The 25,032-nt window shown below is 61.1% G+C and carries 23 protein-coding genes and 2 pseudogenes; 12 read left to right on the top strand and 13 right to left on the bottom strand.

Translation table 11 applies throughout. The annotated features are described in order from the left end of the window. Window positions 1–225 precede the first annotated feature (225 nt). From rutR to CXK96_RS13350, 3 genes are all read left to right on the top strand, one after another. On the top strand, window positions 226–936 hold the full coding sequence (rutR, locus tag CXK96_RS13360; RefSeq protein ID WP_102836940.1) for an HTH-type transcriptional regulator RutR: 711 nt from the start codon (window positions 226–228) through the stop codon (window positions 934–936). 116 nt (window positions 937–1,052) lie between these two features. Then, window positions 1,053–1,424 carry a VOC family protein gene (locus CXK96_RS13355; protein WP_102836939.1) on the top strand — a complete coding sequence of 124 codons (372 nt, stop codon included), beginning with the start codon at window positions 1,053–1,055 and terminating at the stop codon, window positions 1,422–1,424. A gap of 78 nt (window positions 1,425–1,502) precedes the next feature. After that, window positions 1,503–1,961, top strand: coding sequence for a hypothetical protein (locus CXK96_RS13350; RefSeq protein WP_256061617.1), 459 nt, complete (start codon window positions 1,503–1,505; stop codon window positions 1,959–1,961). A 21-nt stretch (window positions 1,962–1,982) separates the two neighbouring features. Here the strand turns inward: CXK96_RS13350 and CXK96_RS13345 are convergent, their stop codons facing one another. The 3 genes from CXK96_RS13345 to CXK96_RS13335 all read right to left on the bottom strand — a co-directional run bounded on the left by CXK96_RS13345 (window position 1,983) and on the right by CXK96_RS13335 (window position 5,266). Then, the gene (locus CXK96_RS13345; protein ID WP_102836938.1) at window positions 1,983–3,176 is read right to left on the bottom strand and encodes an MFS transporter; all 1,194 of its coding nucleotides are present in this window, start codon (window positions 3,174–3,176) and stop codon (window positions 1,983–1,985) included. Between the two features lie 93 nt (window positions 3,177–3,269). Continuing rightward, window positions 3,270–4,259, bottom strand: a complete 990-nt coding sequence (locus CXK96_RS13340) for a GlxA family transcriptional regulator (RefSeq protein ID WP_102836937.1) — start codon at window positions 4,257–4,259, stop codon at window positions 3,270–3,272. A 206-nt stretch (window positions 4,260–4,465) separates the two neighbouring features. Next, window positions 4,466–5,266 (bottom strand): helix-turn-helix transcriptional regulator, encoded by an 801-nt coding sequence (locus CXK96_RS13335; RefSeq protein ID WP_102836936.1) that lies wholly within the window; start codon window positions 5,264–5,266, stop codon window positions 4,466–4,468. Between the two features lie 93 nt (window positions 5,267–5,359). On the opposite strand from CXK96_RS13335, the gene CXK96_RS13330 reads away from it, so the two are divergent. Further along, window positions 5,360–5,866: a carboxymuconolactone decarboxylase family protein gene (locus CXK96_RS13330; RefSeq protein ID WP_102836935.1), complete on the top strand. Its 507-nt coding sequence runs from the start codon at window positions 5,360–5,362 to the stop codon at window positions 5,864–5,866. On the opposite strand, the gene CXK96_RS13325 is transcribed toward CXK96_RS13330, so the two are convergent. Continuing rightward, window positions 5,856–6,314, bottom strand: a complete 459-nt coding sequence (locus CXK96_RS13325) for a hypothetical protein (protein WP_102836934.1) — start codon at window positions 6,312–6,314, stop codon at window positions 5,856–5,858. The two genes, CXK96_RS13330 and CXK96_RS13325, sit on opposite strands and share 11 nt — an antisense overlap. Before the next feature lie 294 nt (window positions 6,315–6,608). Here CXK96_RS13325 and CXK96_RS13320 point away from each other — a divergent pair, with 294 nt between their 5' ends. Beyond that, complete coding sequence (locus CXK96_RS13320) at window positions 6,609–7,634, top strand: CNNM domain-containing protein (RefSeq protein WP_102836933.1); 1,026 nt, start codon at window positions 6,609–6,611, stop codon at window positions 7,632–7,634. Window positions 7,635–7,723: 89 nt separating this feature from the next. Here CXK96_RS13320 and CXK96_RS13315 read toward each other — a convergent pair whose 3' ends face one another. From CXK96_RS13315 to CXK96_RS13300, 5 genes are all read right to left on the bottom strand, one after another. Then, complete coding sequence (locus CXK96_RS13315; protein WP_102837056.1) at window positions 7,724–8,848, bottom strand: PQQ-dependent sugar dehydrogenase; 1,125 nt, start codon at window positions 8,846–8,848, stop codon at window positions 7,724–7,726. A 107-nt stretch (window positions 8,849–8,955) separates the two neighbouring features. Further along, entirely contained in the window at window positions 8,956–10,248 is a 1,293-nt protein-coding gene (locus CXK96_RS13310; RefSeq protein ID WP_102836932.1) for a PQQ-dependent sugar dehydrogenase, read from the bottom strand. Continuing rightward, complete coding sequence (locus tag CXK96_RS13305; protein ID WP_423835192.1) at window positions 10,245–10,694, bottom strand: DUF2231 domain-containing protein; 450 nt, start codon at window positions 10,692–10,694, stop codon at window positions 10,245–10,247. Before CXK96_RS13305 ends, CXK96_RS13310 begins: the two co-directional genes overlap by 4 nt. Window positions 10,695–11,151: 457 nt before the next feature. Then, on the bottom strand, window positions 11,152–11,784 hold the full coding sequence (locus tag CXK96_RS20645; protein WP_146030703.1) for a hypothetical protein: 633 nt from the start codon (window positions 11,782–11,784) through the stop codon (window positions 11,152–11,154). An 80-nt stretch (window positions 11,785–11,864) separates the two neighbouring features. Further along, window positions 11,865–12,365 (bottom strand): hypothetical protein, encoded by a 501-nt coding sequence (locus tag CXK96_RS13300; protein ID WP_102836931.1) that lies wholly within the window; start codon window positions 12,363–12,365, stop codon window positions 11,865–11,867. A gap of 316 nt (window positions 12,366–12,681) precedes the next feature. On the opposite strand from CXK96_RS13300, the pseudogene CXK96_RS13295 reads away from it, so the two are divergent. Further along, window positions 12,682–13,179: pseudogene (locus CXK96_RS13295) on the top strand (tyrosine-type recombinase/integrase); the annotation flags it as partial. A gap of 177 nt (window positions 13,180–13,356) precedes the next feature. Here CXK96_RS13295 and CXK96_RS13290 read toward each other — a convergent pair. Further along, on the bottom strand, window positions 13,357–15,501 hold the full coding sequence (locus CXK96_RS13290) for a TonB-dependent siderophore receptor (RefSeq protein WP_102836929.1): 2,145 nt from the start codon (window positions 15,499–15,501) through the stop codon (window positions 13,357–13,359). Between the two features lie 375 nt (window positions 15,502–15,876). Between CXK96_RS13290 and CXK96_RS13285 the strand changes: the two genes are divergently transcribed. Genes CXK96_RS13285 through CXK96_RS13260 form a run of 6 tightly spaced genes read left to right on the top strand, consistent with a single transcriptional unit; the run spans window position 15,877 to window position 22,028 of the window. Beyond that, window positions 15,877–16,887, top strand: a complete 1,011-nt coding sequence (locus tag CXK96_RS13285) for an isopenicillin N synthase family dioxygenase (protein ID WP_102836928.1) — start codon at window positions 15,877–15,879, stop codon at window positions 16,885–16,887. Continuing rightward, window positions 16,884–17,270, top strand: a complete 387-nt coding sequence (locus tag CXK96_RS13280) for a VOC family protein (RefSeq protein WP_102836927.1) — start codon at window positions 16,884–16,886, stop codon at window positions 17,268–17,270. The genes CXK96_RS13285 and CXK96_RS13280 overlap by 4 nt, the downstream gene beginning before the upstream one ends. Window positions 17,271–17,295: 25 nt before the next feature. After that, window positions 17,296–18,399 carry a BMP family ABC transporter substrate-binding protein gene (locus CXK96_RS13275; RefSeq protein WP_102836926.1) on the top strand — a complete coding sequence of 368 codons (1,104 nt, stop codon included), beginning with the start codon at window positions 17,296–17,298 and terminating at the stop codon, window positions 18,397–18,399. Continuing rightward, window positions 18,396–19,973: an ABC transporter ATP-binding protein gene (locus CXK96_RS13270; protein ID WP_102836925.1), complete on the top strand. Its 1,578-nt coding sequence runs from the start codon at window positions 18,396–18,398 to the stop codon at window positions 19,971–19,973. The genes CXK96_RS13275 and CXK96_RS13270 overlap by 4 nt, the downstream gene beginning before the upstream one ends. Continuing rightward, the gene (locus CXK96_RS13265) at window positions 19,966–21,102 is read left to right on the top strand and encodes an ABC transporter permease (protein ID WP_102836924.1); all 1,137 of its coding nucleotides are present in this window, start codon (window positions 19,966–19,968) and stop codon (window positions 21,100–21,102) included. Before CXK96_RS13270 ends, CXK96_RS13265 begins: the two co-directional genes overlap by 8 nt. Beyond that, window positions 21,102–22,028: an ABC transporter permease gene (locus CXK96_RS13260; RefSeq protein ID WP_102836923.1), complete on the top strand. Its 927-nt coding sequence runs from the start codon at window positions 21,102–21,104 to the stop codon at window positions 22,026–22,028. The genes CXK96_RS13265 and CXK96_RS13260 overlap by 1 nt, the downstream gene beginning before the upstream one ends. A gap of 257 nt (window positions 22,029–22,285) precedes the next feature. On the opposite strand, the pseudogene CXK96_RS13255 reads toward CXK96_RS13260, so the two are convergent. The 3 genes and pseudogenes from CXK96_RS13255 to CXK96_RS13245 all read right to left on the bottom strand — a co-directional run. Continuing rightward, window positions 22,286–22,654, bottom strand: a pseudogene (locus CXK96_RS13255) (hypothetical protein); the annotation flags it as partial. A gap of 105 nt (window positions 22,655–22,759) precedes the next feature. Beyond that, the gene (locus CXK96_RS13250) at window positions 22,760–23,590 is read right to left on the bottom strand and encodes an NYN domain-containing protein (protein WP_102836921.1); all 831 of its coding nucleotides are present in this window, start codon (window positions 23,588–23,590) and stop codon (window positions 22,760–22,762) included. A 228-nt stretch (window positions 23,591–23,818) separates the two neighbouring features. Beyond that, window positions 23,819–24,925, bottom strand: coding sequence for a catalase family protein (locus CXK96_RS13245; RefSeq protein WP_102836920.1), 1,107 nt, complete (start codon window positions 24,923–24,925; stop codon window positions 23,819–23,821). Window positions 24,926–25,032 lie beyond the last annotated feature (107 nt).

Here is a 25,032-nt window from a genome sequence, read left to right as displayed (position 1 = left end):
TTAGCAGAAAGCAGGCCAGAAGTTGAATTGACATATATATCAATAAGATGGATCTGTACTTGGTGGCTGGGTAGACCATTTGGTCCGAAACAGAGCACCTGGTTTGTGCGGGCGGCCCCTCCGTTGCGCAAAAAGCGCGCAAACAGCTTGCAGAGCGTCTGCTTGTGCCGCACTGACCTCTGGCGCGCTACAGTAACGTCCCGTTTGCCCCCATCCGGTAATGCAGTGACAGACCAGACCCCAACAGCTCCACGCCGACGCCTGACCGCCGGCAAAACCGCCAAGAAAAAGGGCGCGACACGTGTTCCCAGTGCCAGCGCAGTGGACCGCCGTGCCCGCATGATCGAGAGCAAGCGGGCCACCATCCTCAGCGCTGCCCTTGGGCTTTTTTCGCGCTTCGGCCTGCACGGCACCAGCCTGGATCAGGTCGCGACCCAGGCCGACGTGTCAAAGACCAACCTGCTGTACTACTTCGGCAGCAAGGAAGACCTCTATATAAACGTGCTGCGGCAACTGCTCGAGGTCTGGCTGCGGCCGCTGCAGGCGTTTTCAGCCGAGCAGGACCCGATCGAGGCGATCAGCGACTACTTGCGCGTCAAGCTCGAACTCTCCCGCGACCATCCCGAAGAATCCCGGCTGTTCTGCATGGAGATCATGCAAGGCGCGCCGTTGCTGTTGGGCGAGTTGGAGCAGCCCTTGCGTGAGCTTGTCGAGAACAAGGTCGCCGTGATCCAGGCCTGGATAGATGCCGGCAAGCTGGCGGCAGTCAGTCCTCATCATCTGATCTTTTCGCTCTGGGCAACCACCCAGCACTACGCCGACTTCCGCGTGCAGATCGAAGCCGTCGCCGGCAAGACGCTGGATGATCCGGCATTCTTCGAGCAAACGCTCAAGAGCTTGCAGGCGTTGATACTGGATGGCGTCAGACCGCGCTGACAGCGCATCGGGCTCCAGCCGGAGGAGCCCGAACATGAGCAAGCCCTTGATCAACTGGCCGCTGAAGCGTAGCCGTACCGCAGTTCTCCTGTATCCATCCTTCAAGGAGCTTTTCAGTGTTCACCGTTAAAGCCACCCAGCACGTGCTCGCCGTAGATGACCTGGAGAAAACCGAGCACTACTTTCTCGACGTGCTTGGTTTCTCTGTGCGATTCCGCGTCGAGGGCTGGTCATTCATCAGCCTCGGGGATTTTCACGTGATGCTCGGGCACTGCCCGGACGAAGTGTCGGCCCGTGATACCCATGAGCACGCCTATTTCGCATACGTTAACTGCGACGGCATTGATGAGCTTTACGCCAGATACCAGCAGCGGGGCGCCGTTATTTTCCAGCCGATATCCGACAAGCCATGGGGCATGCGCGAGTTTGGCGTTGCGACGCCCGAAGGACATCGGATGATGTTCGGCGAAGACATTGGCGATGCCTGATGGGTTGGGCTCAGTGGGTTTCCAATTCGACCAACCTCATTCCTGTTTTTTGTATCGCACCCGGATATCTACGGCTCAATGACCCACGCAGACAGCGCTTCATTCCCAGCGATGGATATCCGATTCTCGGAGATCGAACAAAACGTCCCTGCCTTGCCAGGGATCTACGAGATCCACACGAACGATGGCGAAGCGCTAAAGGTCGGGATCGGCGTCAACCTGCGCAAGCGGCTGATTCAGCATCGCAGGTCGCGCCAGAGTCGGTTGGTGCTCAAGCCCGGTGGCAGTTGGGAAAACCCCTCCGATGTCAGAAGCACACAGTCGATATTGGCGAAGCACCTGTACTTCGCTGGTTGTGCCGATGGATATGATCTCCGCACGGAGGCGGGGCGACAGGCGTTTCTCGAGGAACGCTGCTACATCCGCTTCCGGGTTACTTCGAGCCGAAAGCAGGCCCGTTCGCTGGAGCTTGCGCTGGAGGCCAGCGGAGCCTTCCTTTTTCAAGGGCGGGTAAGTCGTCCCTTGCAGCGAAGCTGACCTCTGCGAAGGTGTCAGCAGCTACAGGCTCCTCTCGGCTGGCTGCCTCCGCCGATCCCATTGCGCGATCTGCACCAGAACCACAAGCGTCACGATCGGCAGCAGCCCGATATTCACCGCGGCCCATCCAGCCTGGGCGATCAGCGCACCGGAAGCGAACGACATCACTGCGGCGACGCCACCGTTGCTCAGCTCCATGAGTCCTTGTGCCCGGGCCCGCTCATTCGGCGCATGCCCGTGGCCGAGTTGCGTGGTGCCGGCGACCAGCATCAGGTTCCAACCGACGCCGAGCAGGCAGCTGCTGATCATGAAGTGCCAGTGGGTGATGCCGAGCAGCGCGACTATCGCACTGACGATCAGCAGGGCCGCGCCGCCGCAGGCGACCAGTCGGCAGCCCCAGCGGTCCACCAACGGCCCGGCGACGAAAGCCGGGAGGAACATGCCGAGCATGTGCCACTGGATGACTTGCCCGCTGGCCTGCAGATTCAGGCCTTCGCCATGCATCGCCAAGGGCGTGGCGTTCATCACCAAGATCATCAGACCGTGGCCGGCGGCAGTGGTCAGCACCGCGGCGCGAATGGTCGGCCGCGACAGCAGTGCCCGCCAACTGACAGCGGGCAGGGCATCGTGAGCAGCTGGTGCACCGCTGCTCGCCGGCAAGCCTGCAAGTATCAGTACGCCCAGCGCTGCGAGGCTGGCGATCAGCAGATAGGTGCCGGCAAAGGGGACGGCAGTGATATCGCGCGCCATATGGCCGAGCGTGGGCGCTATCAGCGCGGCCAATACGCCACCGCCGATCACGCAGGCAGTGGCGCGACCCTTGAAGGCGTCACTCACCGCTTCCAGCGCGGCGAAGCGGTAGAACATGGCTGAAGCCTGGTAGGCACCGATCGGCAACGCGCCGAGACACAGCAGGGTGAAGCTGTCGAGCCAGAGCGACAGCGCGCTGATCAGCCCGCCCAACACGCCAGCCAAGGCACCGATCAGAAAACCGGCCCGCCGGCCGCGGCGCTGCATCAGCCCCGCTAGCGGCTGCAGGGCGAGCAAGCCACCAAGCATCAGCAGGGCAAGCGGCAAGGTAGCGAGCCCCGCCGCGGGTGCCAGGCGCAGACCGACGATGGCGGTGAATATGATCCCGGTCATCGAGCATGACCAGAACAACGCTTGGGCAATGAACAGGCGCAGGACCTGCGGATTGTTGAGCAGTAGGTACATAGGTGCGGCTCCTTGAGGGGGACGAGCGGGCACAGCGCTGCCTGGCCAGATGCCGAGCGCGCTGGTGAACAGTGAGTGAGGTCGGACGAGGCGTCAGCCGAAGCGCTGGTAAAACTCTCGCGGGCTGACTGACAGGTGTTTCTGAAAGCTGCGCCTGAGATTTTCCGGATGACCGAAACCGGTTAGCCGCGCCACCGTCGCAATCGAGGCCTGCGCGTCGAGCAGCAGGTTGCGCGCGGCCTCCAGACGCACCCTTTCGATGTACTGCCCCGGCCCTATGCCGGTTTCCTGGCTGAACAGGCGACAGAGAGTGCGCGGCGTCATGTGCGCCTGGGCGGCCAGTGCTTCGATAGAAAGATCGTCGCCCAGATGCCCGGGAATCCATTCCAGCAGCGCGGACAGACGCGCCACACTGCTGGTCGGTGCCATCAGCAGCGGGCTGAACTGGGTCTGTCCGCCTGGCCGACGCAGGAACATCACCAAACGCTGGGCGACTGCCAAAGCCAGGGCGCGGCCCAGATCCGCCTCCACCAGGGCCAGCGCCAGATCAATGCCCGCGGTAACGCCCGCCGAGCTGAACAGGTGCGCCGCCTGCGAGTCGGTCGGGTCGTAGGTGTGCAGCCGATCGCCCTGCACCTCGATGGCCGGGTACGAGCCCAGGGCGGCAAGATCAGCCCAGTGCGTGGTTGCCTTGCGCCCGTCGAACAGACCCGCTTCGGCCAGGATCAGCGCGCCGGAGCAGACCGATCCCAGGCGGCGTACCCTGGGTTCTGCCCTTCGCAGCCAGTCAAGCTGCGGTTGGTCATGCTTCTGCACATCCACGCCGACGCCGCCCGGCACCAGCAGCGTATCCAGCGTGGCGGGATCGCACTCGGCCCAGCTCGCATCCGCCACCAGCTTCAGCCCCGCCGAGGTCGCGACCGGGCCGGCGCTGGCGCCGAGCAGCATCAGCTCGTAATGGCGCGGCAGGCCTTGACGCTGCCGCTCCACGTTCGCGGAGGCGAACACCTGCATTGGGCCGGTGACGTCCAGGCTCATGACATCCGGGTAGATCAGGCAGGCGACGGTGCGCGTGGTGTCCATGGAACACCTCTCAGGGAAGATGCCTGCAGTCTGCTGCCGACACGCATCTGTCGCAATGACAAGGTTCCCACGGATCTTGCCAGAACTGCTGCGGGCGGCCATTCACCACCATCGCCCCTACGAGTGGCGCGTGACGTCTGCATACGGGCGCTGCGGGTTACGTGGGATCGGCAAGCGGACGGCTCTGTTTCGATTGCGGCCTGGGCTCAGCTGTTCTTGGCCCGCAACCGATACTGCCCCGGTGTCATGCCTACCACGCGCTTGAAGTCGTGAATGAAGTGCGCCTGGTCGCTGTAGCCGCAGGCGAGGGCGGTATCGAGGAGCGGCTGGCCGGTGCGTAGCTGATTGCGTACCAGGGCCACACGCTGAATGCGGCTGAACTGCTTAGGCGTCATCCCCACCTGGTGGCGGAACAGGCGTTCCAGTTGCCGCTGGCCGAGCGGTACGCTCTGGAGCAGGTCGGTCAGGCGGGCACGGCCGCCCTCGGCCGCGATCTGCGCCAGCAGCTGTTGCACCGGCGTGCGACGCGCTTGGCTTGCTCTGAGGCGCCAGAGCAGTTCGCGCTCGACCACAGCCTGCTGCGCGTCCCGTTCCAGTTCAGCCAGCTGATCGATCAGGTGCGCGAGGCCAAGCCTGGGCCAGCTGGCGTCGTGGAATCCAGCCAGCTCGTCGAGACCGATGCCGAATACCGCGTCGCCCATGCCGGGGTGAAAGCGTACGCCCATCATCCTGACTTCACCGACCAGCTGGAGGCGTGCGCTGGCCAGCTGCGGGCCAGCGATCAGCGTCCGCAGGCTGCATTGAGTGCCATCGAAATTCAGCGGGTCGGCAAAGTTGAAGATGACGCCACTGCCGCCGTCCGGGTGCAGCATCTGCTCGACGAAGGTCTGCGAGCCGTCGCCTTCCACCCACCAGAAACGCTGCACGTACGCAGCCAGCGGCGGGCTTGGCGGACGTGTGATGAAACCCTGAAGGGAGGGCAGGCGGCCTTGGACGGAATCGGACATGACGGGCCCGTTGGAGGATGTCGAAAATCTACAATAGCGCAGCCTGTGGTCTGCGTAGCCTTGGTTGCATATTCAAACCGAGGAGTGACACCAATGCGCATGAACTACCAGACCGCCGCCCCCGACGTAATGACCGCCATGATTGGGCTGGAAACTTACCTGGCACGGCAAAGCCGCCGCGAAGACGGTATCGACAAACCGCTGATGGAGCTGGTGAAGATTCGCGTATCGCAGATCAATCACTGTGCATTCTGCATCGACATGCATACCAGGGACGCCCGCGCCATCGGTGAAACCGAGCAGCGCATCTATGTCTTGAGTGCCTGGCGCGAAACGCCTTTTTTCACTGAGCGAGAACGCGCCGCGTTGGCCTGGGCCGAGGCCAATACGCTGCTGCCAAACGGTATAGAGCAAGCCCTGTTCGATGAGGTGCGCCAGCAATTTTCCGAGGCCCAGCTGGCCAACCTCACGCTGGCGATAGCGACCATCAATGCCTGGAACCGCTTTGGTGTGTCCTTCGCGCCGGTGCCGGGCAGCTATCAGCCGGAATGGTACAACCCCCTGCCGCCTGGCTGGAAAGGCGGGCGGCTCAAGGTTTGAGGTCCTGGTTGCTCATGGCGCAGAAGCTCTGCGCCTGCCTGGACGAAGGAAGCGCCCGCAGTTGAGTCATGCATTGGGCCTGGCTCGACGTTCGCGCTGCGCTGAGCATGGCCTGCCCATCGACGCTGATCAGGTAAGGCCGGTTGTAGCGGGGCCCGTCTCGCCAGACGTTGAAGCGAAGATCGCTCAAGGCGCAGCGGTATTGCATATGGCCGGAAAACCCCTTGAGGCGGTCGCTCCGGAACACATGGTGGTATTTCTGCCAGTCACGGGCGCGCTGGCCTTCGCGCACTGCTTCGATGCAGCCGTCCAGCTCGGTGATGTCTGGTTCATGCAGGAAAATGCTCTGCGCCAGGCTCGAACCATCCAGTTGCATGGTTGCTACGAGATAGACCCGTTGTTCGGCCGCCTGCGTCGTGAGCGCCCCTAGCAGACTCAACGCCAACATCCCTGTCCTGATCAATTCGCCTGCTCCTGAATGGCTGTCTCTTCGAGGGACGCACCCTAGCCGAGGATGCTGTCTGCAAACAAGCTGGAGGCTTGAACGGAACGGCCCGCCGCGCTTGCCAGCCTCAACAACATGGGGGCGAACCCGTCATAGGCCCGTGTCGTCGAACTCAGTGTCCCCGCGTGAGCGTTGAGGTTGGAGAAATCAAATGTTGCAAGCCCATCGTCGAAGCCGGCTAACGTTTGCCCGCTTTGCTGTAAATTGGCCTGCCATGAGCAACGAAACCTTTCTTACATGACCCTCCTGATAGCGTTCGCTGTCTTATCCATCCTCGTTTCATTCATCTGCTCGATCCTCGAGGCTGCGCTGCTGTCACTAACGCCCAGCTTCATCGCTCATCAAAAGGCTTCCCGTCCGAAGCTTTATGAACGTTTGAAAGAATTGAAAGACAAGGTCGACCAGCCGCTGGCTGCGATCCTGACGCTCAACACCGTCGCCCACACCGTCGGCGCGACTGGCGTCGGGGCGCAGGTCACCGTGGTGTTCGGCAATGGCTATGTCGGTATCGCATCCGCTTTGATGACGGTGCTGATCCTGGTGCTGTCCGAGATACTTCCCAAGACCATCGGCGCCCGCTACTGGCGCACCCTTGCGCCGTTCCTGCCGCCGATTCTCAATGGCATGATCTGGGTCCTCAAACCCTTCATCTTCATGTCGGACATGATCATGCGGCTCGTCGGCGGCAAAGAGCCTGAGCACGATATCCGTCAGGAGATCAAAGCCCTGACAGTGCTTGGTCGCGAGAACAAGAGCCTTGACGAGGACGAGCAGCGCGTCATCCGCAATATCCTCGACCTGCACGACATCAAGGTTCGCGACGTGATGACGCCGCGCACGGTCTGCGATTACACCTCGCCGGACACCAGCATCGAAGCGTTCAAGGAAAAGGTCGCTGACAGCCAGTTTTCGCGCTACCCGGTGATTGGCGATGACGAGAGCCCGCTGGGCCTTGTGTTCCGCTATGACGCCCTGGCGGCGCCGGACGACCAGGCTCCGGTTTCGACGATCATGAAGCCGCTGCGGGTAGCGCCGGAAATGACGAGCGTCGAAAACCTCATGACGCAGCTGCTGCACGAGCGTCAGCACATGTGCCTGGTTTACGACGAGTTCGGTAGCTGGCGTGGGCTGGTTACGCTGGAAGACATCATGGAAACCATCATCGGCAAGCCGATCATGGACGAAACCGATGACATCCCCAACATGCGCCGCTTCGCCAAGCGCCGCTGGGATCACCGGATCAAGAGAGCACGCCAAAACTGATCTGCGAGCGGAAACGTGGACATCACTAAGCGTTCCGCTGATGACCTCAACCAGCGCCGCCGTCCAACATGGCGGCGCCTTTATCCGTCCTACTTCGGCTGCAATTCCAGCAAGCGACCCCCGTCGCCATCCTCCAGCAACCAGACGCTTCCGTCCGGGCCTTGTTCGACTTCGCGGATGCGCGTTCTCATGTTGTACCGTGCGGCCTCGCTAGCTTCTTCACCGTTCAAGGTGACACGGACCAAAGCCTCGGCCGACAGGCCACCGATAAACGCATCACCTTTCCAGTCAGCAAACCGGTCGCCGTCATAGATGATCAGACCTGCAGGGGAGATCACCGGCGTCCAGGAAACCTTCGGTGCGATGAACTCGGGGCGCGTGTCGTGATCGGGAATCGGGCGGCCGCCGTAGTGGTCGCCGTTAGAGACTTCCGGATAACCGTAGTTGCCGCCTTTCTGGATCAGGTTGAACTCATCGCCGCCTTCCGGGCCCATTTCGTGTTCCCACAGGCGTCCCTGCCCATCGAAGGCGATCCCCAAAGGATTGCGATGCCCCAGCGACCAGATCTGCGCGGTCACGCCGCCTTTGTCCGCGAACGGATTGTCAGCCGGCACGCTGCCGTCTTCGTTCAGGCGGATCACTTTGCCGAGATTGGCGTTCATGTCCTGCGCGGGCGTGAATTTCTGCCGCTCCCCGGAGGTGATCCACAACTTGCCGTCCGGGCCGAACGCGAGACGATGCCCGTAATGGCCTTTGCCGGAAACCTTGGGCGACTGTCGCCAGATCACTTTCGGGTCTAACAGCTCGCCGCCGTCGGCGCTCCGCTTCAGGGTTGCGCGGGTGACCGCTGCGCCCCGGTTGCCGTCCTCACCATGCTCGGCATAGCTGAGGTAGATGACGTTGTTTTGTGCGAAATCCGGATGAAGGATGACGTCACCCAGCCCGCCCTGACCGCCATAGGCCACCTCTGGCACGCCGGTGATCTCATGAACCGTTCCGGTCTTTACGTCGACGTGCTTGAGCGCACCGCGCTTTTCCGTGACCAATGCCGTACCGTCCGGCAGAAAGGTCATGGCCCAGGGTTCGGAGAAGCTGGCTCGTGGCGTCACGCTAAATGGCCACTGGCTCTTCTCAACCGTAGCGGGTGCGGCAATGGCGAGGGAAGCCGCGCCGGCAGCCACAGCGCTAAGGATCTTCAACGAAAGCTTTTTCATCGCCATCTGTCTCCAAAAATCAGGCCCCAGTAAAACCGCACTGGGGCCATTCGAGCTGTGCTGGAACCTGTGTTGGCCATCTCGCCCAGCGCAGCCGGTCGTGGGCATTACTGTGTCCGGGTCACCCGCCATACGATGTTAGCCAAGTCGTCCGCGACGATGAGCGCCCCCTTCGGATCGACCGTCACGCCCACCGGCCTGCCGTGCGTTCCTTCGGCGGTGCGAAACCCGGTCACGAAATCCACCGGTTCGCCCGAGGGTTTTCCGTTCCTGAAGGGCACGAACACCACTTGATAACCGGACGGATCTTCGCGATTCCAGCTGCCGTGCTCGCCGACGAACACGCCTTCGGCGAATTTTTCACCCATGACCGGCGACGAGAAGTCCACGCCCAGCGCCGCCACGTGCGGGCCTAGCGCGTAGTCAGGTTTGATCGCCCTGGCGACCAGATCCGGGTCTTGTGGGCGCACGCGCTCGTCGACATTCTGCCCCCAGTAGCTATAGGGCCAGCCGTAGAAGCCGCCTTCCTGTACCGAGGTGAGGTAGTCAGGGACCAGATTCGGACCAAGCTCGTCCCGCTCGTTCACCACCGCCCACAGCTGGTCCGTGTCGGGGCGAATCGTCAGTGCTGTTGGGTTGCGCAGGCCCGTTGCGTAAGGCTTGTGAGCGCCGGTTTCTGCGTCGATTTGCCAGATCATCGCCCGGTCGACTTCAGCCTCCATCCCGCGTTCGGTGATGTTGCTGTTCGAACCAATGCCCACATACAGGAAGCGTCCGTCCGGGCTCGCCGTCAGTGCTTTGGTCCAGTGATGGTTGATCCGGTAGGGCAGGTCGGTGACCTTCACCGGCTCGCCACTGGCCTCGGTCTGACCTTCCTGATACTCGAAGCGCACCAGCGCATCCTGATTGGCGATGTAGAGGTTGCCGTTGGCCAGCGCCAGGCCGTACGGCGCGTTGAGGTCGTCTGCAAACACTTTCTGCAGTTCATAGACGCCATCGCCATCCGCATCACGTAGCAGGGTCAGGCGATTGCCGCTTTTGACCGAAGTCGTGCCCTTTGCCTTGATGTAACCGGCGATCACATCCTTAGGCCTGAGCTTGGGCGCATTGCCTCCGCGGCCTTCTGCCACGAGGATGTCCCCGTTCGGCAATACGAGGGTCTGCCGCGGGATTTGCAGATCGGTCGCGATCGCACTCACCGTGAAACCCTCGGGAACGGTTGGCTTCTTATCGCCCCAGCCGACAGGGTCGGCAATCGTCATGCTGGGCAACAGTCCGCGCTGAGGCTCGTCTAGTCTGGGGTTTTCGCCTTTTACCGAGGCGATGTCCTGGTCCGCGCCGCCGCAGGCGCTCAAGAACAGCGCCACGGTCAGGGCGCTCAGTGGGCCTGCGTAATTCATGCTTCACCTCCCGAACGTAGATTGGTAAAGCCGACCCAAGTCGCCGCGCAGGCAAGAAGGGTCACGATCACTGACAGGATCAGGGCGGATGGCATGCTCGCCCAAGCGTCCTTGGCGTGTACCAGCGCGTTGAAAAAGCCCAGCACCCAAGTGGCGACCAGCAACAGTAGATAGATCAGCGGCCGCCCATTCTTATGCGTGGCTTTGACCAGATTGACCAGCGCGAACACGATCGCCAATCCGCAGAAAACCAGGCCGCCGGCAACCAGCCACGACGCGAAATTGGTCCATTGAATCTCATAGGTCTGAAAGTAGGCGATATCACTTAGCAGGCCGCCTAGAAACAGCGGAACGGTCCCGGCGAGCAACGTCGCGTGAACCGGGTTCGGTACATGACGGGAAGTACTGTGTGTCGTGTGGTGCGTGCTGTGGGTGATAACGGTCACGGAGGCATCCTCATCGCTGGGCGATCCGGGCCTGATGCATCGCGCGGATGCGCCTGCTGCCTGGCTCGCTCTGACTGTGCATTAATGGGGATCGTGCCGTTGGGGGGTAAGTTCACTTGTATCGACGAGGCGCTTGTTTAAAGCGGAGTGAATCGGGCGGCATCAGCACAGCCTTGGTGACGCTGTTCGCTCTGTGTGAATGGCGCACCGACATCTACTGGCGAATACAGGAGCGGTGCGCCTGTAGTGCAGGCACTGGTTGCCAGGAGAAGCTCGCGGCTGCAAAAAAATAAGAAATAGCGGACGATCTGATCGTTTCTTGATCAATATGTCGCTTTAAAAATTGGCGGGCTGAAGTCGGCCGGAATTACAGGGCTTCAGAGCATCCTTAGCCAATCCTAGTGTGCGGGGCAAGTGATTGAACCAATGCTTGAACTTTACGGTAGAGGACTACCCGTCATAAGAATTCACTGCAGGTTGGTGTGACCTTTATGAATTTGCCGTTTGCATACTTATAAAGGTGGATTGCGTCAAGGTGTTGGTGTATTTCGAATAGATTCCAAAATGAAGGAAGTCCCTGCTTCTGCTGTTTTGGTGAAGGCCAGAAACCGAAATAAAAGTTTTCGGTCGCGTAGTTTCCTGAGCCTAAAATTGATTCTGCGTAACGTAAGCGGTTTTCTATATACTTGTTAATGCCGCTGGTAGTGATCTGGTTTAGGCCGTTAAGGTAGAGTTTAGTATCTGAGTTGACGTGCATTAGCTTCGCAAAATCTTCGTCGAATGACTTTTTACTCGTATTGCTTTCTGATTCAAGAGCAAATGCTATCTTGTGTATGAATGAGTGGTCTGTTCTGACAATGCAGCAGTCTAGTAGCCATTCACCAGAGATTCTTACAAGTTCGTCGCTCACGCCTATGGTTTTTAGTTCGTGCGTTGTGTCGAAAATATTCTGGTGTATAGATTTTGAAACTTCGTGAACAAATATTGTTGATATGAGCTGGCTGGGTATATCAACCCTTCTTTTTGATTTATGCTTTGCGTTTTTGAATCCAGTCTCTATAGCTCGTAGTAATTGTTTTTCATTGATCATGATGCTTTGAAAGATTCCGGCGATGATTAGTGGCTAGCATTAGCCCATTCCATGTGAGGCGGGGCAGCTCGATAATATCGTTACGCGTTCGCAAAAAATAGCACGTTATACAGCTCGTCTATGGTTAGTAATTTTCTGAAGCTACCTTTGTTCAGAACGCGAATGTTCGGTCGTTCTGATTTTATGCCGGTGGCATCCCCTTTGGTGTGTTTGGCGATTTTAAGATATTCAACGCTCGGAAGTGGCTGGCCTGGCGCTGCGCCGAAATAGAAGTAAGGCCCCAGCTCGAGCGTTTCGCGGTTGAAATGCACCAGGACTACGCAGCCGGATGGTTTTTTTGCGAGAGAAATATGAACTTTATGCGTTGCGGTTGATGAGCCGATAAATGTAGCTTTGAGTTGTATGTGTCTGATAATCCCATTTGCTTCGGCAATGATATCGTATCCGGCGTTGTCAACTTCAGGCTTTGAAACTTCTAAGCTAAAATCTTTGTTTTTCCACGAGACTCTTAATAATTCGCCAATTAGCAAATGTTCAATTATTTTTTCACGATATGATGAGTGAAACGAGTGTTCGGTCATGTTTTTAATCCGAGAGCGATGAAGAAATAACAGTTTTCAGTCATCAAAGTTAAGGGCGGGCTTTAACCCTTCCCAGAGAGCGAGGCGAACGATCTGGGCGGATTATTGTAATTAGGGCAGCTTGATTTTTACGTCTTATTTGAGATCCGCCATTAATCTTAAGCGCTGCTTTGCTTCCGCCAGGCTACTGTTTATATCTTCAAGTATCTTCCATAACGATTTTTTCAGTTGTCATGAATTTTATCTAAGACTTGAGTTTCCTTAGGGGAGAATAGGAAGGCGCCTGTGTCCGCTATTCACCGTACTGCTGAATAGTATTCTGCCCAGAGGTAAGGGGCAAAAAGATCGCGTCACGGTGCTGCCTGTTAGTGTGATCGAGCCTCTTAGGCTCCACCTCGCGAGGGTGCGGGTGATGCATCAACAGGCGTTGGCTGAAGGCAACGGGGATGTCTATCTCCCGGACGCTTTGTCTCGTAAATACCCCAAGGCTCCTTGGGAGTGGGCTTGGCAGTATGTATTTCCAGCGACGGGACTGTCAGTGGACCCGCGCAGCGGGGCCGTACGCCGTCACCATATGGATGAGAAGCGGGTGCAGCGCGCCTTCAAGCGCGCGGTAACGGCATCGGGGATTGCGAAGTTGGCAACGCCGCGTACGCTCCGCCACAGCTTCGCGACGCATCTATTGGAAAGCGGCCAGGACATACGCACCGTACAAGAGCTGCTCGGTCACGCTGACGTCAAGACAACCATGATCTACACACACGTGCTGAATCGAGGTGGTCTAGCTGTGTTGAGCCCGCTGGATCGACTATAGAAAAGGCTGGATGCGGTGCTGGCTTTTCGGCGAGGGCTCCATGGTCGCCGCAGAGAACCGATATAGCGCGTCGTTAACCTCACGCTGTGAAACTGGGCGCTTCATGCTGGGGAGAGAACGTAGCTAACAACGCCGTCTCGGAAAGCGACAGTCCGCTTTCCGAGAAACGGCGGGCGGTTACAGTTCGATGGAAATGCCGGCTTGCAGGGTGCGCGGGGCTCCTGGGTAGGCCCAGACGTTCCAGGCACGCTCGTAATACTCTTCGTCGAATACGTTATCGAGGTTAAGGTTGAGGCGAACGCGGTCGGTCAGCGGGTAGTAGGCCAGCAGGTCGACTACGGTGTAGGCGTCCATGTCGAACGTGTTGTTGCTGGTCTGGCCCTGGCGCTCGCTGACATATTTCAGCCCAACACCTACGCCTAGGCCAGCCAGCGGGCCACCGTCGAACTCGTAGGTGTCCAGCAGATTGAAGCTGTGTCTCGGTACGTTACCCAAACGAGTCCCGGCCGGCATGGTGGCGCTGGTGCTTTCGGTGACTTCGGCGTCGACATAGGCATAGCCGCCGACCACGCTCCACTGGGGGGTTATATTGCCGGCCAGGCTGATATCGAAGCCGCGGCTGCGCACTTCGCCAGCGGCGATGCTACGAGTGCTGTCCAGCGGGTCATTGGTCAGCACGTTTTCCTTGACGATATGGAAGACGGCCGCGGTCAGACTGAGGTCGCGATCGGCAATGTCGTATTTGATGCCAACTTCGTGGGCGACACCTTTTTCCGGGTCGAACGAGTTGCCGAGGCGATCGGCCCCACGGTTCGGTTTGAACGAGCGTGAGGTGTTGGCGTATACCGCCAATTCCTCGGTGAGGTCGTAGATCAGGCCAATGCGCGGCGTGACAGCGTTATGCGCCTGGTCCCAGTCCTCAGCGCCTGGAAGCTTGTCCTCGTAAGTCTGCTCGAAGCGCTCGATACGGGCGCCCACCTGTGCTGTAAGGCGTTCGGTCAGCGCGACTTGATTCTGCAGGTAGAAGGCATAGGAGTTAAGCGTCTCGCTGTCATGGGTAGTGGTGCGGGTCAGCGCTGGCAGTGGCCGGCCATGCACCGGGTTGTACAGGTCGATCGGGTACGCGCCACCGCCCGGCGAGCGGATGATCAACGAGTTGTAGTTGAACTTGTCGTACTCGACTCCCACCAGCAGGGTGTGAGCAAAGCCAGCGAGGTCGAAGTTGCCTTCGGCATTGGCCTGAACGTTGACGTCGTTCCAGTTCAGCCAGCGCTCGTTATAGTTGCGGCCGACCGTGGTTGCGCCTGGAGCGAGCCCCAGGGCGTAGCTGTTGCTGTTGTTCTCCACGGCGCCGCCGTAAATCTCGCCGTCGAGATACTGAACGCCGCCGCGCAGCGTCCAGCTGTTATTGAGCAGGTGCTCGATGCGCAGTTGGGTGGTGGCGTTCTCGTTGGTCAGCTTGCCAGCGGCTTCCTCGCCCAGGAATCGATCACGCGGCAGCTTGCTCTGCTGGTTGGCGTAGCGGGTGACGCCGCGGTCGAGCGGATGGCGGTTGTGCAGGTAGTCGCCTTCGAGGGTTACTGATGTGTCCTCGTTGAGCTGCCAACGCAGCACCGGGGCGACGTTGTATCGCTCGCTCTCGACGTCATCGCGGAAACTGTCGCCACCTTCTGCCACCAGGTTCAGGCGGTAGGTGAATGCGGCCTGCTCATCCAGCGCACCCGTGGTATCCAGCGTACCGCGACGCAGCCCTTCGGTGTTGAACTGGCTGCCCAGTACGGTACGACGTTCGGCTTGCGGTTGCTTGCTGACGATGTTGAAGGTGCCGCCCGGGTCGCCACGGCCATACAGCATGGAGGCCGGGCCGCGCAGCACTTCGATGCGTTCGATCGTGGCGGCGTCCGGCATGTTGGGGTAGCCGCGGTTGATGGCGAAGCCATTGCGGTAGAACTCCTGGGAGCTGAAGCCGCGCACCAGGAACTCAGTCAGGCCCTGGCCGCCGAAGTTGTTGCCGCGCTCGACGCCGCCGGCATAGTCCAGCGCGTCTTCAAGGCGCGTGGCGGCAATGTCTTCCACGACCTGTCCCGGGACCACGCTGATCGACTGTGGGATTTCGTGTATCGGCGTGTCGGTGCGCGTCGCGCTGACCGAGCGGGTTGCTCGATAGCCATCTACCGGCCCGTCGCCGCGCTCGGCACCAGTGGCGGTGACTTCCATCTGCTCAAGCGCGATGGGCTCGTTGTTTGATTCCGGTTTTTCGGCAGCGTAAGCGGTGGCGGCGAGCGCCTGTAGCGACAGTACAGGCACGAGAAGTCGACGCATTGAGGCATTTCCTTTGGGGGCTTCGAGCGGAGGGGTGCAGATGCTATAGCTGTTGATAACTATTATCAATAAGTCGTGACTACTAGGTCGACAGCCGGATGCGTTGTGACGGCCGCAACCTGCTTGTGGTGAGCGCCCGCTTTTCGTGCTTGACGCACAAACCAAGTGCTCCGAAGCGGACCATTTGATCCGCTTTTGCATCGCTGGGCAGTTAAGTCATTGATCTCTAATCCAATTGAATCGGTGGCACGCTTTCTGCTCTGTCCTCTCCTGTCGTCCTAGCGTGCAAGCGGACGGCGGCGTGCAAACAGAGAAGCGCCTGCGCCACTGGCGACGCGCTCAGGTTCAGCCTTGCGACAGAGGAGTGCGTCATCCATGACTCTGCAATACGTTCCCATCATCGACCTGGCGCCGTACTTTTCCGGTACCCCGGAGGGCAAGGCCCAGGTAGCCAGGGCCGTCGACCAGGCCTGCCGCGACATTGGATTTCTGGTCATCACCAACCATCAGATCCCCACAGAACTGATTGAGCGCGTGTCGCGGCTGACGCGGCAGTTCTTCGCCTTGCCGTTGCCGGAAAAGCGTAAGGTCGACCGGCCCAGCCCGGAAATGGTGCGCGGCTATAGCGCCATCGCCGAAGAGAGTCTGTCGTATTCGATGGAGGAGGCGGCGCCCGGCGATCTCAAGGAATCCTTTTCCATCGGGCCTAGCGATGTGCCGGATGAGGACTACTACCGTTGCGCCGCAGCCGGCCCGCATTTCGCGCCGAACGTCTGGCCCACCGGCATCGAAGGCTTCGAGCAGACCTATCGAGAATACTTCGCTGCCATGAGTGAGCTGTCGCAGTCGCTGATGCGCATCTTCGCCCTGGCGCTGGAGCTGCCGGAAACCTTCTTCGACGACAAGATCGACAAGCACATCAGCATGTTCCGCAGCCTCAGCTACCCGGACGTCAAGGGCGCGGTGGAGCCCGGGCAATTGCGCGCCAGCGCCCACACCGATTACGGCAGCCTGACCATCGTCAAGCCGGACAATGCCCTCGGCGGTCTGCAGGCGCGCAATCGCCAGGGCGAATGGGTCGATGTGCCCTACGTGGAAGGCGGCTTTGCCGTGAACATCGGCGACCTGATGATGCAGTGGACCAACGACCAGTGGATTTCCACGCTGCACCGGGTCGTCAACCCGCCAGCCGACAGCCCCGTCGACAACGGTCGCCAGTCGCTGGTGTTCTTCCATCAGCCCAACTACGACGCGCTGATCGAGTGCCTGCCGGGCTGCTGCAGCGCGGCCAATTCGCCGCGCCACGCGCCGGTCACCTCCGGCGACAACCTGCTCTCCAAGTTCGTCAAGCAGACCACCTTCGGCAAAGGCCTGGAGGTCGCATGAGCACGCTGTCCTACGTCAACGTTTTCGCCCGCGACATCGAAGCCCTGAGCGGCTTCTACCTCGAGCTGTTCGGCTTCCGGAACATTCCCGAGATCGCCTCACCGATCTTTCGCGGGCTGGATACCGGCAAGAGCTGCATAGGCTTCAACGCGCCGGACGCCTACGAACTGCTGCATCTGGATGAGTACGCCGACACGCGCGGCTGCAAATTCCTGCTGAACATCGACGTCGACTCGAAAGACGAGGTCGATCGCCTGGTGCCCGTTGCCGTCGCCATGGGCGCGACGCTGATCAAGGCACCCTACGAGACCTATTACCACTGGTATCAGGCGGTGCTGCTGGACCCGGAAAACAACGTGTTTCGCATCAACCACATGCTTTGACGTGCCAACCTCAGGAAGACCAAGAATGCTCAATCAGATGAAACGGACCTTGTGTGCGGCGGTGGCTCTCGGGCTGGCGACGACTGTTGGCGTCGCCTCGGCGCAGGAAAGTGAGGGGCTGACCCTCGATAAACCGGCGAAGATCGCCATGCTCTACATCAGCCCGCGCAATGACGGCGGCTGGACCCAGGCCTTTGATGAGGCGCGGCAGAAGCTCGAAACCGAGCTGGATACCAAGATCCAGTACGTCGAAAGCGTGCCGGAGAACGCCTCTTCGATCCGCCCGGCCGTGGACCGCCTCATCCAGCGCGGCGCCAACGTCATCATCGGCACCGCCTTCGGCTACTCGGACACCTTCAAAGAGCTGGCCGAAAAATACCCTGACGTGGCGTTCCTCAACGGCTCGGGCACCACCAACAGCGGCAATCTCGAATCCTTCTACGGCCGTACCTACGAAAGCCAGTACCTGTGCGGCATGGCGGCGGGCGCGGCGTCGAAGACCGGCAAGCTCGGCTTTGTTGCGGCCAATCCCTTCGGCCAGGTGAACTGGACGGTCAATGCGTTTGCCCTCGGCGCCCAGCAGATCAACCCGGAGGCCACTGTCACCGTGGTCTATACCGGCGCGTGGAACGATCCGGTCAAGGAACGCGCCGCCGCCATGGCGTTGATCGACGCCGGCGCTGATGTGCTCGGCCAACACGTCGATAGCCCGACGCCGCAGATCGTCGCCCAGGAGCGCGGCGTGCACGGCACCGGCCACCACCGAGACATGCGCGAGTTCGCCCCGGACGCCACCGTCTGCTCATCAGTCTGGGTGTGGGACAAGTTCCTTGCACCGGAGCTGAAAAAGATCAGTGCGGGCAACTGGACGCCACCGGAGAACGGCGCGCTGTTGTCCATGGCCGAGGGCGGCACCGACGCGGCCTGCTGCGGCCCGGCGGTTTCCGAAGCGGATAAGGCGAAGATCATGGCCGCCCGCGAAGAGCTGCTCAAAGGCGAGAAGAAGATCTATGCCGTGCCCATGGTCGACCGTGACGGCACCGAGCGCATCGCCGCCGGCGAGGTCATGGCCGACCCTGCGCTGTGGCAGATGGACTGGTTCGTCAAGGGAGTGATCACCCAGCAATGAGCAACCTCAACGCGATCCAGCTGACCGGGGTGAGCAAGTCGTTCGACGGCTTCATGGCCCTGTCCCAGGCAGACTTCACCGCCAAGTGGGGCGAAGTGCACGCGCTGCTTGGCGAGAACGGCGCAGGTAAATCCTCGCTGATGAACATCGCCGCTGGCTTGTACGCACCGGAAAGCGGATCGCTGTTGATCAATGACAACGCGGTGCGGCTCAGCGGCCCGCGCGATGCGAGCCGCTACCACATCGGCATGGTTCATCAGCATTTCAAGCTGGTGAAGCCTTTTACCGTGGCCGAGAACATTCAGCTGGCCCTGCCCGAAGGGCCGGGTAACCACGCTTTCGCGGGCAGCCATCGGCAGCGCTTGGCCGCATTGGAGCAGCGGATCAGCGACAAGGCAGCAGAGCTGGGTTTCACCATCGACCCGCAGCAGGTCACCGAGTCACTGTCCGTGGCCGAGCAACAGCGGGTGGAAATTCTCAAGGTACTGCTGGCGGGGGCGCGGATCCTGATTCTCGACGAGCCAACAGCGGTGCTGACCGATGGGGAAGCCGAGCGCCTGCTGGAAACGGTGCGTGCTTTTGCCCGCCAGGGCGCGGCGGTGATCCTGGTCACCCACAAGATGAGCGATGTGAAACGCTTTGCCGACCGCGTCACCGTGATGCGCGGCGGACGGACGATTCAAACCCTCGACCCACAGACGGTCTCGGTGCCCGAACTGGTGCGCCTGACCGTGGGTGATTCCGCGCCGGCCAGCGAGTATCAGCCGGCGACGCCGGGTGAAGTGCGGCTGCAGGTACGCGATCTGCGTTCGACCGGGACAGGCGAACACGGCGCGCTAAATGGCGTGACGCTGAGCCTGCGTGCCGGCGAGATCTATGGCGTTGCCGGTGTCGGTGGTAACGGCCAGAGCGAACTGGCCAACGTGCTGATGGGGTTGCCGGAGGCCTGCCAGGGCACGCTGGACTTGGCGGGCTTCGGCGACTTGCGCCGGGCCAGCCCGGAACAGCGGCGCCAGCTGCGCATCGCCGCAATCCCGGCTGACCGCTACGGCACGGCGCTGGCTGGCGAGCTGTCGGTGGCCGAGAACTTCGGCGTCGGGCAGGTTCACAACGGGCGCTACGGTTCTTTCTTCAATCTGCGGCGCAAGCGCCTGGAAGCAGAGGCCGCCGAGGCGGTGGCCGGGTTCGATGTGCAGGGCGTGCGTTCGCTGAAACAGAAAGCTGCGCTGCTCTCCGGGGGCAACGCGCAGAAGCTGGTGATTGCCCGCGAATTTTCCCGCGACCCGCAACTGGTGCTGGTGCACAGCCCCAGCCGCGGGTTGGACGTGCGCGCCACTGCTGCGGTGCACGGCCGGCTGCGTGCCGCTCGCGACGCCGGCGCGGCTGTGCTGGTGATCAGTGAAGACCTCGACGAAGTGCTGGCCCTGGCCGACCGCATCGGCGTGATGAGTGGCGGGCGCATGGTGGCCGAATTCGACCGCCCGGCTGACCGGCAGGCAATCGGCCGGGCCATGGTGAGTCACGACGAACAGGGCCAAGCAGAGTTGACAACTGAAGGGGCAAACCATGAATGAACAGGTACGCCCGATGATGCTGGAGCAGGCCGCCTCAGTGGCGAAGCGTGCAAAACAGCCGTTGCTGGCGCGTCGCTACGCCTTGGAGATCCGTCAGCAGCTGGCCTGGCGTTGGCAGGCGCTGATCATCGCGGCCGCGCTGTTGCTCGGCTTGGGCATTTCCGCCGCGATTCTGGTCGCCGCCGGGGTGCCGGCCGGCGAGCTGCTCAACGAATTCGTCATCCTCACGGTGTTCGACGCGCAGAGCCTGAAGGCCGTGTTGTTCCAGGCCTCGCCGATGATTCTCGTCGGCCTGGCCGGGTGCATGGCGTTTCGCGCCAAATTCTGGAACCTGGGCCTGGAAGGCCAGATGATATGGGGCGCCATTGGTGCCACCGCGATCTCGCTGTTCGAGGTCGGCCCGCAAACGCTGCGTCTGCCGCTGATGCTGGCAGCGGCGATCTTTTGTGGGCTGCTCTGGGCGCTGGCGCCGGTGCTGCTCAAGCTGCGGCTGAAGGTCAACGAGATTATCTCGACGCTGATGCTCAACTACCTGGCGATCAACTTCCTGCTGCACCTGCTCTACGGCAGCTGGAAGGACCCGAAGAGTTCGTTTCCTTATTCGCCGCAGTTTCAGCCGTTCGAGCGCTTGCCCGAACTGTTCGAGGGCATCAGTGCCGCGGTGCCGCTGGCGGTGGTCGTCGCGTTGCTGGCGCTGTGGTTTCTCGGCATTTCCCGCGCTGGGTTGTACCTGCGCTTCGTCGATGCCAATCCGCGGGTGGCGGGGGCAGTCGGGGTGCCGGTGCAGAAGATGATCATCGGCACGGTGCTGATCTCTGGCGCCATGGCGGGTATCGCCGGGTTTATGGTCACGGCGGGGCAGGAAGGACGGCTGACCCAGTCGTTCTACCAGGGCTACGGCTTCTCCGGCATCCTGATTGCCTTTCTCGCGCGCAACAATCCGCTGGCCGCGCTGGTGGTGGCATTGCTGATGGCGATGCTCTTCGTTGCCGGGCGCAGCTTGCAGGTGTTCTACCAGATCCCCTTTTCCATGGTGCAGCTGATCCAGGCAATCCTGGTGATCTGCGTCGCCTCCTCGGATTTCTTTATCCGCCACCGTATCCGCCGCGTTCAGGGAGGCGAAAGCTGATGGACATGATCGCCAACTGGCTTGGGAACACACCGGACTTCGCCGTGCCTTTCGCCCTCGCGGCGCTGGGGCTGATTCTCACCGAGCGTGCCGGGGTGCTGTCGCTGGGGGCCGAAGGGCTGATGCTGGTCGGCGCGTTGGCCGGTATCGGCGCGCAGCTGACCTACGGCACGCCGGGCATCTCCCTTTTCCTGGCCATGGTTGCAGCCGCGGTGGTGTCGTTGCTGTTCGCACTGATGGTGCTGGTGCTGCGGATCAACCAGGTGATCGCCGGATTGGCACTGGTGTTCTTCTGCCAGGGGCTGACCGGGCTGCTCGGCACGCTGCTGGACTGGACCAACAAGCCGGTGAAGGGGTTGGACGCGGTCGAGCTGTGGCCGCTGTCGGAGTTGCCGCTCATGGGCAAAGTCTTCGTGCAGAACCCGCTGGTGTTCATGACGCCCCTGATCGTGCTCGCGGTGGTCGCCTTTCTCGCACGCAGCACGACAGGGCTGCGGATGCGCGCGGTCGGGGAGAACCCACAGGCGGCGGATGCGGCGGGCATTTCCGTAATGGGCTACCGGCTGGCGGCGATTCTCGCCGGCTCCGCGCTGATCGGCCTCGCGGGGGGCTATATCTCGGTGCTCAGTACCAAACTGTGGATTGCCGACATGACCGGTGGCCGTGGCTGGATCGCCGTGGCGCTGGTGATCTTCGCGCGTTGGTCGCCGTGGAAGGCGCTGGCCGGTGCGTTGCTGTTCGGCTGCATCGAGGCGCTAATCCCGCAGCTGGCTGCCGCTGGCGTGCGCCTGCCGCAGTACTTCGTGCTGATGACGCCCTACGCCGTAACCCTGGCGGTGATGATCTGGGTGGCCAGCGGCAAGCAGGTCAGCGGCAATCAGCCGGGCGCGCTGGGTATTCCCTTCATCCGCGAAGAGCGGCGCTAGCAACGCCATAGTCTCTGGTTGCCGTCCGCCTGAAGCGGAGACTCACGGGCACTGTGTGGCAGCCGATGCGCCCGTAGTTTTCGGGCGCATCATCCGACCGATCCGGATCAACGATCGCGGCTCGCCCCTTCGCGAGACCGCGTCGAGTCGGCTGGCGTTTCGCTGGCGGGCGTTGGTGAAGCCTCGGTTTCGAGCGGGGTGCCGGCAGCCGGCTGGGCTTCCGGCTCGCTGGTCTGTTCGACCGTTGGCGTGCCGATGCTTTGCGCGGCGCCGCGGCAGGTCAGTTCGGCAAAGGGCTGGTCGGGGGAGTATTCGCCCGGCACCCGCTCAACGCGCTGGGTGTTCGGGCTCACGGTGAAAACGGGCGGGGCGGAGGTATCCGCCCGCGCATCGTCCGGCACATGAAATTCGCAGGTCACGGTGTCGCCCGTGTTGTTCATCACCTTGACCGCCCGAATCCCCACCAGCTCACCGCCCGCCTCGGTGGTCGAGGTCGGCACGCCCATGGCGCTGACCTCGATATCCATCCCGTTGAGGTGAGTTATCACCTCGGGCTTGGGTGTCTGGGCAAACGCAACAGGGGCGCAAAGGGCTAAACCTAGGGTAGTGAGCAGTGCCTTGGTCATGGAAACCTCCTTGAAGTCGATGCTTGCTTAGAAGGGTTCGATGGGTGAGGGTTCGGTGCCGCACGCCGATTTGGTTGCGCGATGCCAGGCCTCTCTCAGTCGAGGCTACTTGTTCGACTTGAGATTTCGGGCATACAGCGCCTTTCCGCCGGTCGAGGTGGTCCCTCTTGCCTCCAGTTCGAAGCGCTTGGGATGCGATTTGATCAGGTCACTGAGTTTCTTGAAGCCGTACAGGCGTGGGTCAAAGGCGGGGCGGAGCTTGCTGATGTTGGAACCGAGTTCGCCGAGCTGCACCCAGTCATCTTCATCATCGGCAATGTCGCTCAGCACTTTGGCGATGAACTCCACCGGAGCCTTCTGCGCTTTGACCTGGCTGCTCTTTTCGCTGCTCTTGGCGTCGTCGTCGCTCTTCTCTGCAGACACCGGAGCAGGTGTCTTGTCGCCGTTGCCCGGCGGCTCCTGAGAGGACTTGGGTGCGTCGGCGCGAAGGATTTCGGTGTAGACGAACTTGTCGCAGGCGGAAACGAAGGGCGAGGGCGTCTTCTGTTCGCCAAAGCCATACACCGTCAGACCTTCCTCGCGCAGGCGAGCGGCCAGGCGGGTGAAATCGCTGTCGCTGGACACCAGGCAGAATCCGTCGAAGCGACGTGTGTACAGCAAGTCCATCGCATCGATGATCAGCGAGCTGTCAGTGGCGTTCTTGCCTGAGGTGTAGGCAAATTGCTGAATGGGCTGGATCGAGTAGTCGAGCAGGACCTTTTTCCAGCTTCCCAGGTTGGGCTTGGTCCAGTCGCCATAGATGCGCTTGACGCTGGCGACGCCATATTTCGCAATCTCCTCGAACAACCCCTCGACGATGGCGGCGGGGGCATTGTCGGCGTCGATGAGTACGGCAAGATGAATCTGCTGACGGGTGTTGCTGGGTTTGGCGGCCATGATTCGTCCCTGGATGGAGGTGTGCCGACCATAGCGCCAGATGCAGCCGGGAGCCAGGGCAGGGTTGACTGGCGAGTCGGTGGCAGCAGGCCGGCGCTACCTCGCGGTTGAGCGGCCAAGTTCACGGCAGTGAGATTCATCACTCAGGCGAACGCCAGAAACTTTGGCCCTGATGTGAACACGCCCCGGCAACGCTGGCGGGGCGTGGTCGTTTCAACGCTGGGTCAATCAGCTCGGCAGCTGATCCAGCGATTTGGGCTCATGCATCGGGCAGCCGTTGTGACGTGCGCGAAACTCCGATGACATCTCGTAGGCTGGCTTGCGCGAACGCATGATGCCGCCGAGTGGGCGATGTGCCGCGAGGCCGTGCCAAGGGCTGAAGGACATCTGATCATCTACTACTGCCGCGCGGGCATCGCTCCAGGCTGATTGCGGCTTCACCTCGACTCGCGCAACGGTGACGTAAGGGCTGGCGTCTTCTGGCCAGACCACGCTGGCGTCCTCGAGGGGCATCTTCTCAATGTCAGTGGCCAGCTGAACGCGCAGCTCCCAGGTGCCACCGTGTTTCGCGAAATGGTCGTTGATCGCTTCGCGCAAGCCGTTCGGCTTGTCCTTCAGGTCGACGTTCTGGTCGGTCAAGGCTTTCAGCTCCGGGGACACCGGGACCAGCGAAAGCTTGGCGAAATAGCGACCATAGAGCACCGGGACCACGGTGTAGTAGGTCTCGCCAAGCAGGTTGGTGGTGGGGTGACCGCCCATGCCTTTGAGCGTTGCGCTTTCCCCGCCGGCTTTTTTCACCAGGCTCTCGGCACCGCGCAGGGCAGCAGACAGCGCTTGCTTGGCGCGGGGCGCGCGGTCGGTGGTCTTGGCGATCAGCTTCACTGACTTGAGGAAGTCCTTGGGCGTCGGCACCATGAAGGCCGGCGCGTTGACCATGACGAAATCCTGGGTGACCTCGGCGTCGCTGTTGGGCAGGCGTTCGCCCTCGACGCCGATGAGCTTGATCGCCAGCCCGCGCGGGGTCGAAACCTTGTCATCAAGAATGTCGCCTGGGTTGGTCGAGTAGCGCATCACCACCGGCATCTTTCCTGGTTTGGCGAAAGCACCCTGGGCCAGTTCCGGCGGCAGGTCGGGCAGCACCTCGATTTCGCCCTGTAACAGACCGTGGCTCTTGGCATGCACGCTGCGAATGGCATGGCCACCGTCAGCAAAGGTCGTCTCGGCGATCTCGCGCATCGCCTGGATCAGACCGGAAATGGTCTCGGACTCATCGTCCGGCACCTGCTCGAAATCGGGATTGAAAGGGAGGGGCGTTATGCTCAGGCGTTCGGTCATCGGCTCGGCTCCGTCGGGTGATGCGGGCTTATGAACTGCTGCGCCGCGGTCTTGAGTCGACAGTCGATGTCTGGAATCGTTTTCGAAGAATTTCGCCGCTGTTCCAA

The sequence above is a fragment of the Stutzerimonas stutzeri genome (assembly GCF_002890895.1).
GTDB lineage: Bacteria > Pseudomonadota > Gammaproteobacteria > Pseudomonadales > Pseudomonadaceae > Stutzerimonas > Stutzerimonas stutzeri_AB.
This window is presented reverse-complemented; position numbering and strand designations above follow the sequence as displayed.